The 17,365-nt window shown below is 59.7% G+C and carries 5 protein-coding genes; 4 read left to right on the plus strand and 1 reads right to left on the minus strand.

Annotation, left to right across the window (positions count from 1 at the left end; genetic code table 11):
- Positions 1–59: 59 nt before the first annotated feature.
- The gene (locus AB5Y71_RS08045; protein ID WP_368171353.1) at positions 60–12,710 is read right to left on the minus strand and encodes a retention module-containing protein; all 12,651 of its coding nucleotides are present in this window, start codon (positions 12,708–12,710) and stop codon (positions 60–62) included.
- A gap of 916 nt (positions 12,711–13,626) precedes the next feature.
- On the opposite strand from AB5Y71_RS08045, the gene nrfA reads away from it, so the two are divergent.
- From nrfA to nrfD, 4 genes are read left to right on the plus strand one after another with little or no spacing between them, the layout of a single operon-like run.
- Positions 13,627–15,069: an ammonia-forming nitrite reductase cytochrome c552 subunit gene (gene nrfA / locus AB5Y71_RS08050; protein WP_368171396.1), complete on the plus strand. Its 1,443-nt coding sequence runs from the start codon at positions 13,627–13,629 to the stop codon at positions 15,067–15,069.
- Between the two features lie 53 nt (positions 15,070–15,122).
- A complete protein-coding gene (nrfB, locus tag AB5Y71_RS08055; RefSeq protein WP_368171354.1) occupies positions 15,123–15,722 on the plus strand; it encodes a cytochrome c nitrite reductase pentaheme subunit in 600 nt (199 codons plus the stop codon).
- On the plus strand, positions 15,719–16,411 hold the full coding sequence (gene nrfC / locus AB5Y71_RS08060; protein WP_368171355.1) for a cytochrome c nitrite reductase Fe-S protein: 693 nt from the start codon (positions 15,719–15,721) through the stop codon (positions 16,409–16,411). Before nrfB ends, nrfC begins: the two co-directional genes overlap by 4 nt.
- Positions 16,408–17,364: a cytochrome c nitrite reductase subunit NrfD gene (gene nrfD / locus AB5Y71_RS08065; protein WP_368171356.1), complete on the plus strand. Its 957-nt coding sequence runs from the start codon at positions 16,408–16,410 to the stop codon at positions 17,362–17,364. The genes nrfC and nrfD overlap by 4 nt, the downstream gene beginning before the upstream one ends.
- Position 17,365 lies beyond the last annotated feature (1 nt).

A 17,365-nucleotide genomic window follows, 5' to 3' on the forward strand; every position in this document is an offset into this window, starting at 1 on the left:
AGAGATAAACAAAGAGCCGGCAATTGCCGGCTCTTCTTTTTTACGCTTCACACACGCTATCAGGGGTGCTGGATGATCAGGCTATGCTGATCTTCCAGCATGCTCTGCAGGATATCGTGGGACGAGGTGCTGGTGAGATTCCAGCTGGTCAAATCCACATCCTTCAGGGTGATCTGCTGGGTCACATGACCATCCCCGGCTGGCGCCACCGAGAGGTTAACATCGCTCAGGCCATTGCTCCCCGTGGTCACCGAGGCTGAGAGATGCTTGAGCAGATCATCGACACCATTGCCAGTGACCCCTTGCAGCATATCAGCCAGATCGATCTTGTCCCCTTGCTCCGGATGGAAGTCGGTGATGGTATCGATGGCGGGCTGCCCCTGACTCCCCTCATCCCCGTGCTGCCAAACGAAGAGATCGCTGCCAGCCCCGCCGGTGAGAATGTCGTTGCCATGCCCCCCCAATAGACGGTCATCGCCGGAGGAGCCAAACAGCCAATCCCCCTGATCGGAACCGACCAGCTCATGACCACTCTGGCCGTGCACCGTGATGGTCTCAAGGGGCGTGCTGACGGTTGAACCGCCGACACTCGACTCGGCACGGATCCCCAGCACATGGTCACCGTCGCCAAAACCGCTGAAGTAGAGCGGAACCGAGTGATCGGCCGGGATCAGCCAGTCGCCATTGCCATCGGCATGACCGACGCTCTGACCATGCTCATCCTGCACCTGAGCCCCATTCAGGCCGCTGATGCGGATGGAGAGCTCACCGGTTGCCGGATTGACCACGCTGGCGTTGATGCCAATGGGGATAACGGCCCCATGCAAGGCATGGAACGCATGCTGATCCACCGTCAGACCCGGCATATCCGGCTCGGGAGTGACCGTGATGGTCACCTGATCGGTGTCGCTCAGATAACCGCCCGCACCGCTGTTACCCTGATCAGAGGTAGTGACGGTAAGGGTATCCTCTCCCCAGAAATCTTTGGCCGGTTCATAGTGCAGGTTGCTTGCCAGCAACTGGTTGAGATCAGCCAGCGACCCCACCAGGGTGATCTCGCTGGTACCCGCCCCCTGCACCATCACGGCACCGGTTGCACCCAGCAAGGTCAGTACACCATGTTCGACCCGCAGCACCATGGAGACAGGCGCACTGCCTGCATCCACATCCTTCACGCTGACACCGGAGAGCGACAGGGAGCCATCCTCCTTCACCGTCATGCTGCCAGGCAGCTGATTGACCGGGGCATCGTTGACCGGCTGCACCTCGATAGGCAGCACATCGGTATCGCTGAGTGCCCCGCCACTACCCGTGTTCCCCTGATCGTTGGTGACCATGGTCAGGGCGTCATTGCCGTAGAAATCACTGTTGCCCTGATAGGTGACCCCGCCAGAGAGCAAGACATTGAGATCGGCCAGCGTGCCGGTCAGCACCAGCGAACCGGTGCCGTTGCCGACCACTGTCACGCCGCTGCCAGCAGGCAGCGTCAGGGTGCCATGTTCCACCGACAGGGTGATCTTGATGGGGCTGTTGCCCGCATCCACATCTTTCACCTGCAAACCGTGGATGACGAAGGGCTGATCTTCCTGCGCGACCTGAGGGGTCGTTGGCATTACGTTGATTGGCGCATCGTTGACCGGACTCACCTCCACATGGATGGTGCCATTGACCTCGGGGCCAAGGGCGCCGTTGTCGAGGCTCTGGGCAGTGATCTTGAGATCCAGTGCACCGTTGGCATCATTGGTCACCAGCTCGACAGCGCCCAGCTTGCCGCCCTCGGTAGTGACCTGCCAGCGACCGCCACCCAGATCAACAACCGTCCCCGCCACGCCATTTGGCAAGCGGATCTCGGCGCCATCAGGCACCCCTTCGATGGTGACCCGCACCTGCTCGGGCTTGTTCTCATGCACATTACCCGCACTGCCGCCGGTTGGCTGGGTATCCCGGGTCTCCAGCCCCAGATCCAACGTGATCACATCCCCTTCGGTACCGCTCGCCTGACCCTGAATGTCGGCGATAAGGGCATCCCCCACCGGATTGACGGTAACGGTAAAGCTGCCACTGGTTTCGAGCGGGATGGTGAGCCCCTTGTCCAGGGTAAAGGCGCTCAGCGACAGATCCACGGTGCCGCTGAAATCAGCTGGCGGGATCAGGGTCAGCTTGGAGAAATCGGTCCCCACCGGGATCTGCCAGACGCCGCCGCCATTGTTGACCGCCGGAGCCGACAGGGTGAAGCCATCCGGTACCCCCTTGATCTGCAGCGCGACGATCTGCTCCGAGCCATCATTGTCGATAAGGGTTGCGCCAAATCCGGCAAGGTTGACCGTGCCATCTTCGCTCCCCGTGACGCTGTGAACCGAGAGCTGGGCCGGATCGTTGACCGGTCTCACCTCAAAGCCGACCTGTCCGCTCCAACTGCCGCTGTCAGTCACCTGTTGGCCGCCGACCAGCGCGGTATCGACGATATCGACCTTGATGTCGAGCGGTACCTGACCGCTGAAGTGCTCTTTGGGCACAAACACCAAGTCCTTGAGGGCTGCCACATCGTTGACCACCAAGGTGTTGACCGGCTTGCCACTGCCATCGAGGAAGTAGCCATATTTTGCATCCACCGTGATGGTGACCCGCTCCACGGTTTCAAGGCCGCCGCCCGCGATGGAGGGGCTGATATCGGCCAGTTTCACCGAGAGATCGAGGTGAATCTCGCTATCTTCCAGATTGTCCGGCTGTCCGTCATGGTTGGTGTCCTGCACGGTCAGAGTCAGTTCCGGATGCTCGCCACGGCCACTATTCACATCGACCACGGGGGCCACATCGACCCGTACCGTGCTGCTGTCGACCTTGATGTCGCCACTGGCGGTATCCGTGTTGACCACCTTCACCTCGATATTCAGCGAACCGGCAAAGTCTTGCGGCAAGCCGAGTGTCAACCCTTCCAGGCCAGCCAGTGACGGTGGCACCTTGATGACGTATTCACCGGTCGAGATGTTGTACTCGGCCCCGCTGATGGTGACGCCTGCTGGCAATCCCTTGAGGACAATGGTCACCTCGTCGCTGGCCTGATCGGCGGCGCCGATATGGATCACGCCTTTGAGCTGCTGACCAAAATCAACCCGGATATCCTCCTTGCCCACCAGCACGGCGTTGTCGTCGATATCGACAGTCGCCGCCGGTGTCTTGGGCGTCACTGGCTTGTTCTCAAATTCGGCACTGGTTTCCAGGCTCACTTTGACGTGGGCACTGGCATCGCCATCATCACCCCGGTCGATCACCATGGCATCGATGCGGATCGGTTGAACCTTGCCGACAAACCCGTCCGGCGCATGCAGCTTGAAGCTGCCGAGGTTGCCCGCCGGCACGATCCAGCTGCCGTTACCGTTGTTGATACCGCCAACCACCACGAACTGATCGCCTGCACCACCGTTCAACACCGGCAGGTTGATCACCAGATAGTCGATCTCCTCCACGCTCGAGGGATCGAGATCGGTAAAGATGAAGCATCCACTCAGGTCTATATCAGCCCCACTCTGCCCCACGAGAGCTCCACCGCTCTGGGTCAGCACGCCATCGGGCTCCACCACGGCCTGGATATCGACATGCAGATTGCCATCGATCACCTTCTCGGCCACCGCGCCCGAATCCACATCATGCTGGGTCACAGTGACGTGGCTCTGGATATTGGTATCCCGATCGCTATCCTCCGGTGCCTTCACCAGCAGTTGCCCCCCGTTGAGCAGGCTGTCAAGCTGGGCGGCTGTCAGGGTGACCTTGCCACTGACCACGGTCAGCTGGCTCTCGACACCGCCGACTCGCAGCCAGATCTGGTAGCCATCCTCCACCCCGGAGAGGCTCAGCGCCGTCACCTTCTCGGCGCAGTCAGTAAGGGTCGGATGCCAGTCCAGCACGGTGAACTGATCTTCCAGGCCATGGCTGGTCTTGCTGTAGTCGGTGGCGTCAATCTCCGGTTCCACCTTGATATGCAGCGGCACATCGAAGCTCTTGTGATCGCCATCGTTCTCGGTCACCACCACCTTGGCGATCAGGTTCAAATCCGCCGTGCTGTTGTGAGGCGGCTGAATAAGCAGATTGCCAAGATCCGATACATTGACCTGATAGGTCGGTTTGCCGCTGGCATCGAGCCCGGCAAAGGTGAGGGTCAGCTCCTTGCCGTTGGCATCAAAGACCCGGGCACCTTCCGGCAGCCCTTGCAGCACCACGTTGAGGCTCTCGGAAGTGTCGTGCGGGGTATCGACCCACTCGCCCGAGGTAAGGGTAAAGTTGAGCGGTGCCCGTCCATCCTCGCCCACTGTGATGGCATAGCCTGTCCCTTCGGCCTCCCAGCCGGTATTGCCAAGCTCGAAATGGGGCTGATCCACCACCCCCACCAGATCCACATGAAGGGTCTGGGAGCCGGTCTCTTTCTCGTTCACCACGATGTGGGTCTGGCCGTTGGCATCGGTCAATATCGCCGTGTCTTTCACCATCCCCTTGATGGTCAGATCGAAATCGACGTTGCTGTTTTTGGGGGGCTGCAGTTTGAGCTCGGCGATGCGAGCGTAGGGCACCTCATAGTAACCGGCTGCGTTCTGTGCAACGGCGGAACCTCCCAGCAACAAGGTTGCACCGTCAGGCAGGCCACTGATACGGACAAACATCTGCTCGGAGCCATCGAGTTTGTCACCCAGATGAGCAAGGGTGATCTTGCTACCCAGATCGAGCGGGGTGTCTTCCTTGCCCTGAATGTCACGTACGGTGAGCTTGGCGTCATCGGCCACCGGATTGACGTTGATCACCAAATCAATTTTGTCTCCCTGCGCCGTACCCTGACCCTGAGCGATCGGGTTCTTCTCGGTGCTGATCGGCGTCACCGACAGCTTGATGTCACCACTGAAATCCTTGCCCGGAACCACAGTCACCTTGTTGATGTTGCCTGCCGAAACGGTGTAGATGCCACTGCTATTTGGCTTGAGCTCGACTCCGTTGAGCATCAGGGTTCCCTTGCCCGCTTCCAGCTTGATCTGATAGGTCAACGTCTCGGATCTGTCGGTATCAGTCAGGCTCGCCTTGACGTCCAGCTTGATACCCGTGCTGTCTTCATTGGTGTCATAGTGGCGAGTGGTGTTGGCTGTGTCCCACATCGGCTTGTCGGCAACACCGCGTACCGTCACAACCAGATCCCCCGTTACAGCCGCAGGTGCCGCCCCTTCGGTGACACCGACCTGCAGTTGCACCTGGAAGTGCAGCGGCTGACCGCCATTGCTCCAGCTCGACCAGTTGCTTGAAGGCACAAAAGTCACCCCCTGAGTGGTGTAGTGCACATTATCACTGGTCACCATGGCCGCTGGCGGCACGATAAACCACTTGCCATCAGCCGTGGTGGTGAGGGCAACGCCGTTGTAATAGAAGGTGCCATGGGCATTGGCAGGCGCCTGGATAAGCAACTGATCCACATGCTCACCGCGATCGAAATCGCCAATATCGAGCTGCATGTTGATAGGGATACCCAGCCTCGGGTCTTGCGCCCCCTGATCTTCGTTACCAATGGCTGCGCTAACGGTAAAACGCACCGCTTCATCCTGCAGATTGAGGGTCAGTGTGCTGTCTGCACGATCGCCATCGCCATCGACCAGATGGGCTGTCACCACCTGACTGAGCTGACTTGCATCGTGATTGAAACCGGCCGCAGGCTTGAAGGAGTAGGATCCATCGGCAGAGATGGTCAGGGTTCCCATCACCTGCTGGCCATCGGGGCTCATCACATCTTGTATCAAAGAGCCATTGATGGCGTACGTCTGGCCATTGATGGTAATCGACTCGACGCGGGCACCATCCGCACCTTCATTGGCAGTAGGCAGCAGATCGCCGGTCACGGTACTGCTCCCCTCGCTCAGGGTATGTGCCAGCACAGTGCCGATAGGCATGTCATCTTGTACCGTCACGGTCACGCTGACGTTCGGACTGCGATCGCCATCATGATCGGTGACAAACAGCGGCACTTCGATGGTCAACTCATCCTTGCCCTGTGCACCGTGATCAAGCTGGCCTACCAGATGGACGCTGTAACTGCCGTTAACATCGAGGTGGACCCAGAAAACGGGCTTGCCCCCCTCGGCAGTAGCCAGATACCAGCCGGTGCTGTGTGCAGCCAGCGTAACCGCTTTGCCACCCGACGTGAGGTGATTGGCCTGATTGAATGCAGCCACATCCAGCTCAAGGGAGGCAACCCGATCCGAACCGGCAGTGATGGTCACCTTGCCACTATCGGTTTCTCCATTCTCTGCAGGTGTGGTCCCCGGATGCTGACCGTTCACTGCATCGAGATCAGACTCCTCGACCCGAACCGGTTCAATGGCGGATATGATCGGGTTGATGCCATCAGTCACCGTGATGGTAGCGGTTCCCTGATTTTTGCTGCCATCGCTGTCGGTGACTTCGACCGGCAAGGTCAGGTTGAGTTTGTTATCCGCCCCGTGATCCAGGTTGGTATGCACAGTCACCTGATAACCGATCTCTGCGCTGGTGCGCGCGGCGATAGTGGCGGGGACAGTGGGAATGGAGACCGTCATCACAACCAGACCGCCACTGGTCACCGCCTGGAAGGTGTGACCATCGGTGCCAACCGCTTTCCAGGTCAGGGTTTCGCCGTTATGGGTGATGGGCTTGCCACTGGTATCCATGACCTGACCGAAGAGGGTCAGCCGCACATCGGTCACCGGATCCGAGTCGGCCTTGATGGTGATCTTTCCGCTCGTCTGCTGGTCATCAACGGCCGAGTTGGCGCCATCGAAGCGCCCTTCATTGAGGGTTACATCGGTCAGGGTCAGGGTCGGTTTCTCCCCTTCCCCAATCTGGATATTGAGGGTGCCGCTGGTGCTGTCGTTGTTGCCGCCCGCCTTGTCGTAGTCGTTGACGATCACCTTGATGGGCAGCTCGGTCACGGCGTTGGCGCCCTGATGAAGCCCCTGATAGAGGGTGACCTGATAGTCAAACCCGTTCTTGCCCGCCTGATCGAGGCTGCCAACCAGCTTGACCTCGAACACCTCGACCCGCTGGCCATCCACCATCAGATAACCCTTGAGCAGCTGGCTACCGGGGATGGCGGGGTCCCCATCAACCAGCTCGTATTTGACGGGCTGGCCAAGTGCTGTGAGCGCCGGTTGCTGGCTGCCATCGGCAAAGGCCACCTCGACCACCCGATCCGACCCGGCTTGCACATCGAAGTGACCGGTTTGACTCAAGCTGTTGCCGCTGGTGAGGTTTCCCTCATCCAGGGTTACACCAGTGCCCGGGATAAAACTCGGCGCCTTGCCGTCCGCAATGGTGAGCGGCAGCGTGGTACCGATGCGATCGCCATCCTTGTCAGCTAGGGTGACGGCCAGCGGCAGGTTGAGGGATTCACTCCCCTTGTGATCCAGCTCGCCGCTCAGGGTGACCTTGGCGGTGACGCTCCAGTAGCCATTGTTATCGACCAGGCTCAGCTCGGCACGCAGCACCACCTGGCCACCGGCGGTTCCGACCAGTTGGCCGGTTGCGGGATCGACGGCAAAAGTGACCGGGTTGCCATGACTGGTCAATCCGGTCAGGGTGCTCTGGATTGCGGCGATATCAAAACCAAGAGAGTTAGGGTCAAGGGCATCACTGCCGTGCGCGACCAAGAAACTCATGGTGCTGACGGCAGCCGTCTCCCCTTGCACCATCTCCGTAATAGTGGTGCCAGTCACGGCGGAGATGGTCGGATTGGCACCATCTCCCACCGCCACAGTGATGGTTGAGGAGACCTTGTCACCATCGCTGTCGAGCAGGGTAAAGCCTGCCTTGAGGAGGCTGTCGGCACTGCCCTGATCCAGCGGTTGATGGAGGGTAAAGCTGTATTTGCCATCGTTGCCGAGGCTCAGCTCAAACACCAGCTTGCCATCTGGGGTACGCCCCTCGATACGATGATCGGCCACCGTGATTGTCACGGCCTGCTTGCCCGAAGTGAACCCTTGCAGCCCTGGCTGATTGGCGTCGAAGGTGATGCTGGCCAGCGGATCGCTGCCCGCGGTGATAGCCAGATCGCCGTTAAGGGTCTGGCCCTGCTGCCAGTTGCTATCTTCGGTGAGCGTGAGGGAGACAGGATCGACCTGCGGCAAGGCACCGTCGGTAATGGTGATATTGAGGGTGCCGAGGTTGCTCTTGTCACCGTCAAAATCTGAGCCCTGTACCTTCAGGCCAAGGTTGAGGCTGTTGGTCGCTTCCGGTTCGTCAAACACCCCGGTCAGGGAGACACTGTATTTGCCATCCAGTCCGATGGTAACGGTGAGGATTGCCTTGCCCTGCCAATCCTTGACGATCAGCTGGTTGTCCTGAACCTCGTAAGTCGTCGCCTTGCCCTGGCTGGTGAGCCCCGCCAGCGCCGGTTGGCTCGCCTCAAAGTCGAGAGAAACCAGACGATCGCTCCCCACCGTCACCGGCAGCTGACCATCGATGCTCTGGTTGCCCCCCTCTTGCAGGGCGACGCCTCTATCGAGACCGAGCACAGGGTCTGCGCTATCACTTACCGTGATAGTAGCGGTTCCATGATTTTTACTGCCATCGCTGTCGGTGACTTCGACCGGCAGATTCAGCTCCAGCTTGTTGTCTGCACCGTGATCTAGGTTAGTATGTACCGTCACCTGATAACCGATCTCTGCGCTGGTGTGAGCGGCGATGGTGGCGGGGACAGTGGGAATGGAGACCGTCATCACTACCAGACCACCACTGGTCACCGCCTGGGAGGTGTGACCAGCGGTGCCAACCGCTTTCCAGGTCAGGGTTTCGCCGTTATGGGTGATGGGCTTGCCGCTGGCATCCATGACTTGACCGGAGAGGGTCAGTCGTACATCGGTCACCGGATCCGAGTCAGCCTTGATGGTGATCTTGCCGCTCGTCTGCTGGTCATCCACGGCCGAGTTGGCACCATCGAAGCGCCCTTCGCTTAAGGTGACGCCAGTCAGGGTGAGGGTTGGTTTCTCCCCTTCCCCAATCTGGATATTGAGGGTGCCGCTGGTGCTGTCGTTGTTGCCGCCCGCCTTGTCGTAGTCGTTGATGATCACCTTGATGGGGAGCTCGGTCACGGCGTTGCCGCCCTGATGAAGCCCCTGATAGAGGGTGACCTGATAGTCAAACCCGTTCTTGCCCGCCTGATCGAGGCTGCCAATCAGCTTGACCTCGAACACCTCGACCCGCTGGCCATCCACCATCACATAGCCCTTGATCAGCTGGCTACCGGGGATGGCGGGGTCCCCATCAACCAGCTCGTACTGCACCGGTTTACCCAAGGCGGTCAGCGCAGGTTGTTCGCTGGCATCGGCAAAGGCCACCTCCACCACCCGATCCGACCCGGCTTGCACATCGAAGTGACCGGTTTGGCTCAGGCGGTTGCTGCCGGTGAGGTCCCCCTCATCCAGGGACACGCCTTTGCCCGGGATAAAGCTCGGCGCCTTGCCATCCACGATGGTGAGCGGCAACGTGGTACCGATGCGATCGCCATCCTTGTCGGCCAGGGTGACGGCAAGGGGCAGGTTGAGCGATTCACTTCCCTTGTGATCCAGCTCGCCGCTCAGGGTGACCTTGGCGGTGACGCTCCAGTTACCGTTGTTATCGACCAGGCTCAGCTCGGCACGCAGCACCACCTGCCCACCGGCGGTCCCGACCAGCTGGCCGGTTGCGGGATCGACGGTGAAAGTGACCGGGTTGCCGTGGCTGGTGAGTCCGGTCAGGGTGCTCTGGATAGCGGCGATATCAAAGCCAAGGGAGTTGGGGTCAAGGGCATCGCTGCTGTGCGCGACCGAGAAACTCATGGTGCTGACGGCAGCCGTCTCCCCTTGCGCCATCTCGGTGATGGTGGTGCCAGTCACTGCGGAGATGGTCGGGTTGGCGCCATCCCCCACCGCCACGGTAATGGTAGAGGAGACCTTGTCACTATCGCTGTCGAGCAGGGTAAAGCCCGCCTTGAGCAGGCTGTCGGCACTGCCCTGATCCAGCGGTTGATGGAGGGTGAAGCTGTATTTGCCATCGTTACCGAGGGTCAGCTCAAACACCAGCTTGCCATCTGGGGTACGTCCCTCGATACGGTGATCGGCCACCGCGATGGTCACGGCCTGCTTGCCCGAGGTGAACCCTTGCAGCCCCGGCTGATTGGCATCGAAAGTGATGCTGGCCAGCGGATCGCTGCCCGCAGTGATCGTCAGATCACCGTCAAGGGTCTGGCCTTGCTGCCAGTTGCTATCTTCGGTGAGCGTGAGGGAGACTGGATTAACCTGCGGCAAGGCTCCATCGGTAATGGTGATATTGAGGGTGCCGAGGTTGCTCTTGTCGCCGTCAAAATCTGAACCCTGTACCTTCAGGCCAAGATTGAGGCTGTTGGTCGCTTCCGGCTCGTCAAACACCCCGGTCAGGGAGACGCTGTATTTGCCATCCAGCCCGATGGTAACAGTGAGGATCGTCTTGCCCTGCCAATCCTTGACGATCAGCTGGTTGTCCTGAACCTCGTAAGTCGTCGCCTTGCCCTGGCTGGTGAGCCCCGCCAAAGCCGGCTGGCTCGCCTCAAAGTCGAGAGAAACCAGACGATCGCTGCCCACCGTCACCGGCAGTTGGCCATCGATGCTCTGGTTGCCACCCTCTTGCAGGGCGACCCCCTTATCGATGCCCAATGCGGGATCACTGCCATCATTGACAGTCAACGTCAGGTTGGCACTGGTGCTGTCGCCATCGATCTCGCTGGCGCTTACCTGCAAACCGAGGGAAAGCGTGTCGCTGCCCTGATGATCGAGCGGGCCGGTGAGGGTGACCACCACCCGCCCAGCCAGATCGCTGCCCTGCTGCTCAGCCTTCAATTCGGCGCGCAGCACCTCCACCCGTTGGCCACTGCCATCCAGGTAGTAACCCACCAGGGTGCGATCATCGGCAAATTCAAAGGTCAGCGGATGACCATCGCTGGCAAGACCCGAGCCGTTGAGGGTAGTCAGGGTGCTGCTCTGATTGCTGAACACCAACGAATCCACCAGCAGAGGATCGGCGGTGTGTTTGACTACAAAGCTGCTCTCGCCCACCACGGCGGCGCCGTTGGTAAAAGCATCTTCGGTCAGGGTAATGGCCGGGATCTCGAAGCTGGGCGGATTGCTGTCCACCAGATTGATCACCAGCGGCGCCTTCACCAGATCGCCGTCGCTGTCGCGATATTCGAGGTTGAACGGCAGGCGCAACGCGTCCTGACCGTGATCCAGGCTCTGACTCCAGACGATGCGGTAACTTCCGTCATTGTTGAGGGTCAGGGTGAAGACAGTCGCCCCACCAGCACTGGCGGTCAGGGTCTGACCGTTGATGATGTAGCCAAGAGGCGCGCCATGGCTGACGAGCCCCAGCCCTTCCAAGGCACTCTGATCAGCGGCGAACTGGACTTGCAGATTGCCATCCTGGCCAGCACCGGTATTTAGACTGCCGGTCGCGGTGATCGGGCCACCGGCCAATCCGGCTTCGGAGAGCGTCAGGGTTTCGCTCTGACCGATCAGCGGTGCCCCATCGCTGGCGCTGTTGCCCGCCAGATCGGTGACACTGGCACGCACTTCAAAGGATTGATTGATACCGGAGAGATCAAGACCTGATACCTGCCAGCGGCCATCGGCCCCCACCTGTGCCGAGGTGGTCAACAGCGGCTGGCCATTGCTGTCAACAAGTGTGATGGTGACACTCTGACCCGCTTCCACATTGCTGGTGGAACCGCTCAGGGTGGCGCTGCTGTTGCCAAACAGGGCAGTGGTATCGAGATCATCGATGTCGATAGATGCCTGAGTATCGACATTGATAACGAGGGTATCGCTGGCGCGGTTGCCGGCAATATCCACGGAATTGACCTGAAACTGGTACTGGCCATCGGCCAGGGTCTGCGGCAGCTGATATTGCCAGTTACCGGCGGCATCCACCGTCAGGACGGTGAGCACGCTGCCGCCAAGGCTCAGGGTTACGGTGGCGCCGGGCTCCCCTTTGCCCTGCAGTAGCGGGGTATTGTCGCGGGTCAGATCATCGGTCTGGCTGGCGCCGGTGTCGCTCTCATCGGCGAGATCGAGGGTAATGGTGGTGATGGTATCGAGCAGAGTCTGTCCGGTGTCGCTGGCATTGTTGCCCGCCTGATCCTGGGTATTGGCCACAATCTGCAACGGGCCATCCACCAGCTTGCCGGTCACATCGCCAAAATTGGCTTCCCACACCAGGCCAGGCAGCACCACTGTCGTCACCGTCAGTGAATTTCCAGCCTGATCGATAAGGGTCACAGTGACTGGCTGGCCTACCTCCACATCATCCACCACACCACGAATGATGACGCCCGCCGCATCATCGGCGTTGATAATGTTGTCGCTGGTTTGGGGCTCGGTAATGGTGATGGCGGCAAAGAAATCGCGCTCTTCGGAAAACAGCAGCTCATCGCCGACAGGTTGCACCGCATGGTCAGTATCAAAACCGGCCTCGGCCAGGGTGGCGTCATTGGTACGATCGACCACTACAAATCCACCCGAGCTGGAACCGGCTACACCACCGATATTGCCCGCAGCGGCTGCGTTGCCGGCGGCGGCCGCTTGAAACTGCTCTGTCGGGTCAATACCCTGACGGATCGCCTCCTGCAACGAGGCCAGTTCCGGATCGGCCGGTTGCCCATCAGCAGCAGGTGTGGCGGGCTCAGGTTGGGCGGCCATATCTTGCTCACCAGCAGGGCTCACTGCCCGGCTCGGCTAGTTGAAAGTGGCCCCCTTGGGCAGTTTGCAGGCGGTCCCCCGGCTGCAATGCCATCCCCACCTTTGCTCGTATGACAGATCCATCTGCACTGATGACAAACACGGAGCCCTCGAGTTGGGAGATCACCGTGGACTTTTCAATTTGCAACTCAGCCATACAACCTCCAGCAAAACCTTAACCACCAACATCAGTACCTACAGGGTACTTGTCTGTTCAATAATCATACCGCACCAGACTAAGTGGGTCTTTTCGCTATTTTCGACAATGATTGCCATAAAATGGCCATAACTTACAAGATTGTGCATCTAACAGACCCTTTTTAATAAAATGAGATTTGGATGGACCCAATTCCATCACCTTTATTAATAGGCCTATCAGACTTCATGTGACCATTTCTGTCGTTTGACGATAAATCCACTGCAGCCTCAATAAATGGATCATAATCCGAAGGTCAAAAGCTCACACCACAACACCGCAAATTTGCATATTCAGTCAATTATTAGCATAAGATATTGCCAGAATATGTGAACAATACGGCAGCAATCAGGATCAGCAGCAACAAGTGCCAGTACGTAGCTGTACCGTTCAAACTCCTGCCATCGAATGCTCGGCAGTTAACAAGAAGTTGAGTTTCCATAAAATTTAATCCAGATCTCATTTCAGCGATCAATCCTGTGCACCAATTGATCTGGCACAACTCTCCCTCCGATAAATCATCATTAAATTTACCTATTTGTTAGGGTAACCCTCGAGCAATCATATATTGCGCGGTTTTATTCACCCGCAAGCGAATGTCTGCCCACCCCGCCCGACGGGGAGAAGATCCACACCAAGATGGAACGGGTCAGACGAGACCAAAACATTTATCTGGGAGTGATAAACGTGGGTTCACAACACAGGCATATCAAACTGGGCCTCGCCGCCCTGCTGCTGACCAGCTGGCTTGGCACCTGCGGCTGGGCACTGGCTGATGACGCAACCACCAAGGGCAAGATAGAGGCGCGCAGCGAGCTGTTCGCCAAGGATCACGCCGATCAGTTCACCAGCTGGCAAGCCACCAGCGAAAGCAAGGAACGCACCGACGCGCTGGCGGAAGATCCCAACATGGTGGTGCTGTGGGGCGGTTACCCCTTCGCCAAGGATTACAACAAGCCGCGCGGTCACTTCTATGCGCTGACCGACGTGCGGGAAACCCTGCGTACCGCCGCCCCGAAAACAGCCGAAGATGGCCCCCTGCCCATGGCCTGCTGGAGCTGCAAAGGCCCGGATGTGGCCCGCGTCATCGACGAGCAGGGTGAGGATGGCTACTTCAAGGGGATGTGGGCCAAGGGCGGGCCGGAAGTAGTCAACACCATCGGCTGCGCCGACTGCCACGACACCGCCTCGAAGGAGTTCAAGGAGGGCAAACCTGCCCTGCACCTCTCTCGTCCCTATGCCGATCGTGCCATGACCGCCATCGGCAAGCCGTTCAAGGAGCAGGGGCGCTTTGATCAGCAGTCCCAGGTGTGCGGCCAGTGCCACGTGGAGTACTACTTCAGCGGCCCCACCAAGGCGGTCAAATTCCCCTGGGACAAGGGCACCACGGTTGAGCAGATGGAGGCCTACTATGACGAGCTGGGCTTCGCCGACTGGACTCATGCCCTCTCCAAAACCCCCATGCTGAAAGCCCAGCACCCCGAGTACGAGACCTGGCGCGCCGGCATTCACGGCCAGAACAACGTCGCCTGTGTCGACTGCCACATGCCCAAGGTGCAGAACGAGCAGGGCAAGGTCTACACGGATCACAAAGTGGGCAACCCCTTCGATCGTTTCGAGCAGACCTGCCGCAACTGCCACACCCAGAGCAAGGAGATGCTGCAAGGGATCGTCAAACAGCGCAAAGAGGCGGTAATCGAAACCAAGCTGAAGGTCGAGAAGCAGCTGGTACACGCCCACTTTGAAGCCAAGGCGGCCTGGGATGCCGGCGCCACCGAGGCAGAGATGAAGGATATTCTGCAGGACATCCGTCACGCCCAGTGGCGCTGGGACTACGCCATCGCCTCCCACGGGGTGCAGATGCACGCCCCCGAAGTGGCCCTCAAGGTACTTGGCAGCGCGCTGGATAAAGCCGCTGACGCCCGCACCAAGCTGGCACGCCTGTTGGCCAGCAAGGGGATCAGCCACGAGATCGCCATCCCCGACATCTCCACCAAGGAGAAAGCGCAAGTCGCCCTTGGCATGGATATGAAGCAGTTCAACAGCGACAAGGCCCAGTTCCTCAAGACCACGGTCCCCGCCTGGGATGCCGAGGCCAAAGCGGCCGGACGGCTGGCACAGTAACGGCGCCTGCGGGCCCGGCGCCAAGTCGGGCCCGCAGCGGATGGAGGCTTCCTATGGGTGATTTAACGATGGATTTTTTACGACTGATGCTGATGGCAGCCATGCTGCTCACCAGCCTGCAGGGTCAGGCGGCCGAGCCGGCAGCTGCCCCTGTTCCAGCTACACATGAGGTGGAATTTTTACGCAATCCCGACAAGGCCTGCACCGACTGTCACAAGGAGCAGAGCGAGGGAATGCACGGCAAGCATGGTCAGGCGACCAATCCCAACAACCTCAAGCCGGTGACCTGCACCAACTGCCACGGCCAGCCCTCCCCCCAGCACCGGGAAGGGGTCAAGGATGTGATGCGCTTCAGCCACAGCCTGAAGGATAAAGAGAGCATCAAGCTTTATCCCATCAGCGAGCAGAATGGAGTCTGCATGAGCTGCCACGAGCCCAAAGTGCTTCGCGAGGCGCTCTGGGCCCACGATGTGCACGCCACCAAGCTCACCTGCACCAGCTGCCACCAGTTGCATCCGGTCAAGGAGCCCATGGTGGGGATCCCGGAAAAATCCCGCATCAAGCTCTGCGTCGACTGCCACAGCAAGCAACATGAGGCCAGCAAGGCCCGGCAGGAGCAGTCCAAATCGGCTACCGGCAAGGAGGCATCATGAGCTGCTCTCGCCGTGACTTTATGGCGGGCATGGGCGCAGGGGCCCTTATCATGATGACGGGGACTGCTCGTGCCAACACCCGCTCCCTTGCTACCCCCCTTGCCCACAGCCAGACCATCGACGGGATACGCTATGGCATGATCCACGATGAGACGGCCTGCATCGGCTGTACCGCCTGCATGGATGCCTGCCGGGAGGTGAATAAGGTGCCACAAGGGGTCTCGCGCCTCGAGATCATCCGCTCAGGCCCGGTCGGTGAATTTCCCGATGCCGAGTACCGCTTCTTTCGCAAGTCCTGCCAGCACTGCGACAACGCCCCCTGCGTCCACGTCTGCCCCACCGGCGCCTCCCATATCCGCAAGGAGGATGGCATCGTCGATGTCGACGCGGATCTCTGCGTCGGCTGCATGTATTGCCTCGCCGCCTGCCCCTATCAGGTGCGCTTTATCAACCCTGTGACCCGAGTGGCGGACAAATGCGACTTTTGCCGCAAGACCAACCTCGCGGCGGGCAAGGAGCCGGCCTGCGTGGAATCCTGCCCCACCAAGGCGCTGGTGTTCGGTAATCTGGATGATCCGGACAGCCCCATCGCCCAACGACTGGTGAAGGAGACCACCTATCGCTACAAGCAGGCACTCGGCACCTCGCCCAAGATGTACCGCGTGCCCAAAGGGGAGATAACGTCATGACCATGCAAGCGGCATTTCACTTCCCTTCCCTTGTCTGGGACTGGCCGATCGCCATCTACCTGTTCCTGCTCGGCATCTCCGCCGGGGCCACCACCCTCTCGGTGCTGTTGCGCCGCAAGGGGGCAGGCAGCGAGAGCGGCATCATCAAAGCGACCGCCATTCTGGCGCCAGCGAGCGTGATATTGGGGCTGCTGATCCTTATCTTCCATCTGGCCCGCCCCTGGACCTTCTGGAAGCTGATGTTCCACTACCAGTTCGACTCAGTGATGTCGATGGGGGTCATGCTGTTCCAGCTCTATATGGCGGTGCTGTTCGCCTGGCTGGCGGTGGTATTTCGCACCGATATCGAGAGGCTGCGCGGGCACCTGTTCAAGGAGAAGTTCGCCTTCGTGGATGGGCTGATTGGCTGGCTCGCCCACATCGAACGGCTGCTGGCGCCGCTGTTGCTGCTGCTTGCCGTGCTGCTGGGGGCCTACACTGGCTTTCTACTCTCGGCACTCAAGACCTATCCGCTCTTGAACAACCCGGTGCTGCCGGTGCTGTTTCTGGTCTCGGGCATCAGCTCAGGTATCGCCTCCACCATCTTGCTGGCGGTGACGCTCTTCAAGGAGAACCATCACAGCCAGGGGGTGAGCTTTGTCCACCGCTTAGAGCGGCCGGTACTGGCGGTGGAGGTGTTGCTGCTGGTCTGCTTCTTTACCGGCCTCTACTTCGGTGGCGGCCAGAAAGCGGTGGCGATGTGGGCGGCCATCGGCAGCGGCTTCTGGGCTCAGGTGTTCTGGCTCGGGGTGGTGGGGATCGGCATGCTGCTGCCCCAACTGCTGGCCCTGCTGACCCCGGCGCCCCTGCGGGAGCGCAATGGCCATCTGGTGCTGGTCTGCAGCCTGACCCTGGTGGGGATCCTGCTGCTGCGCTACTTCGTGCTTTATGCCGGCCAGATGACGGTCGTGTAAC

The organism is Aeromonas sp. R9-2 (assembly GCF_040908025.1).
GTDB classification, from domain to species: domain Bacteria; phylum Pseudomonadota; class Gammaproteobacteria; order Enterobacterales; family Aeromonadaceae; genus Aeromonas; species Aeromonas veronii.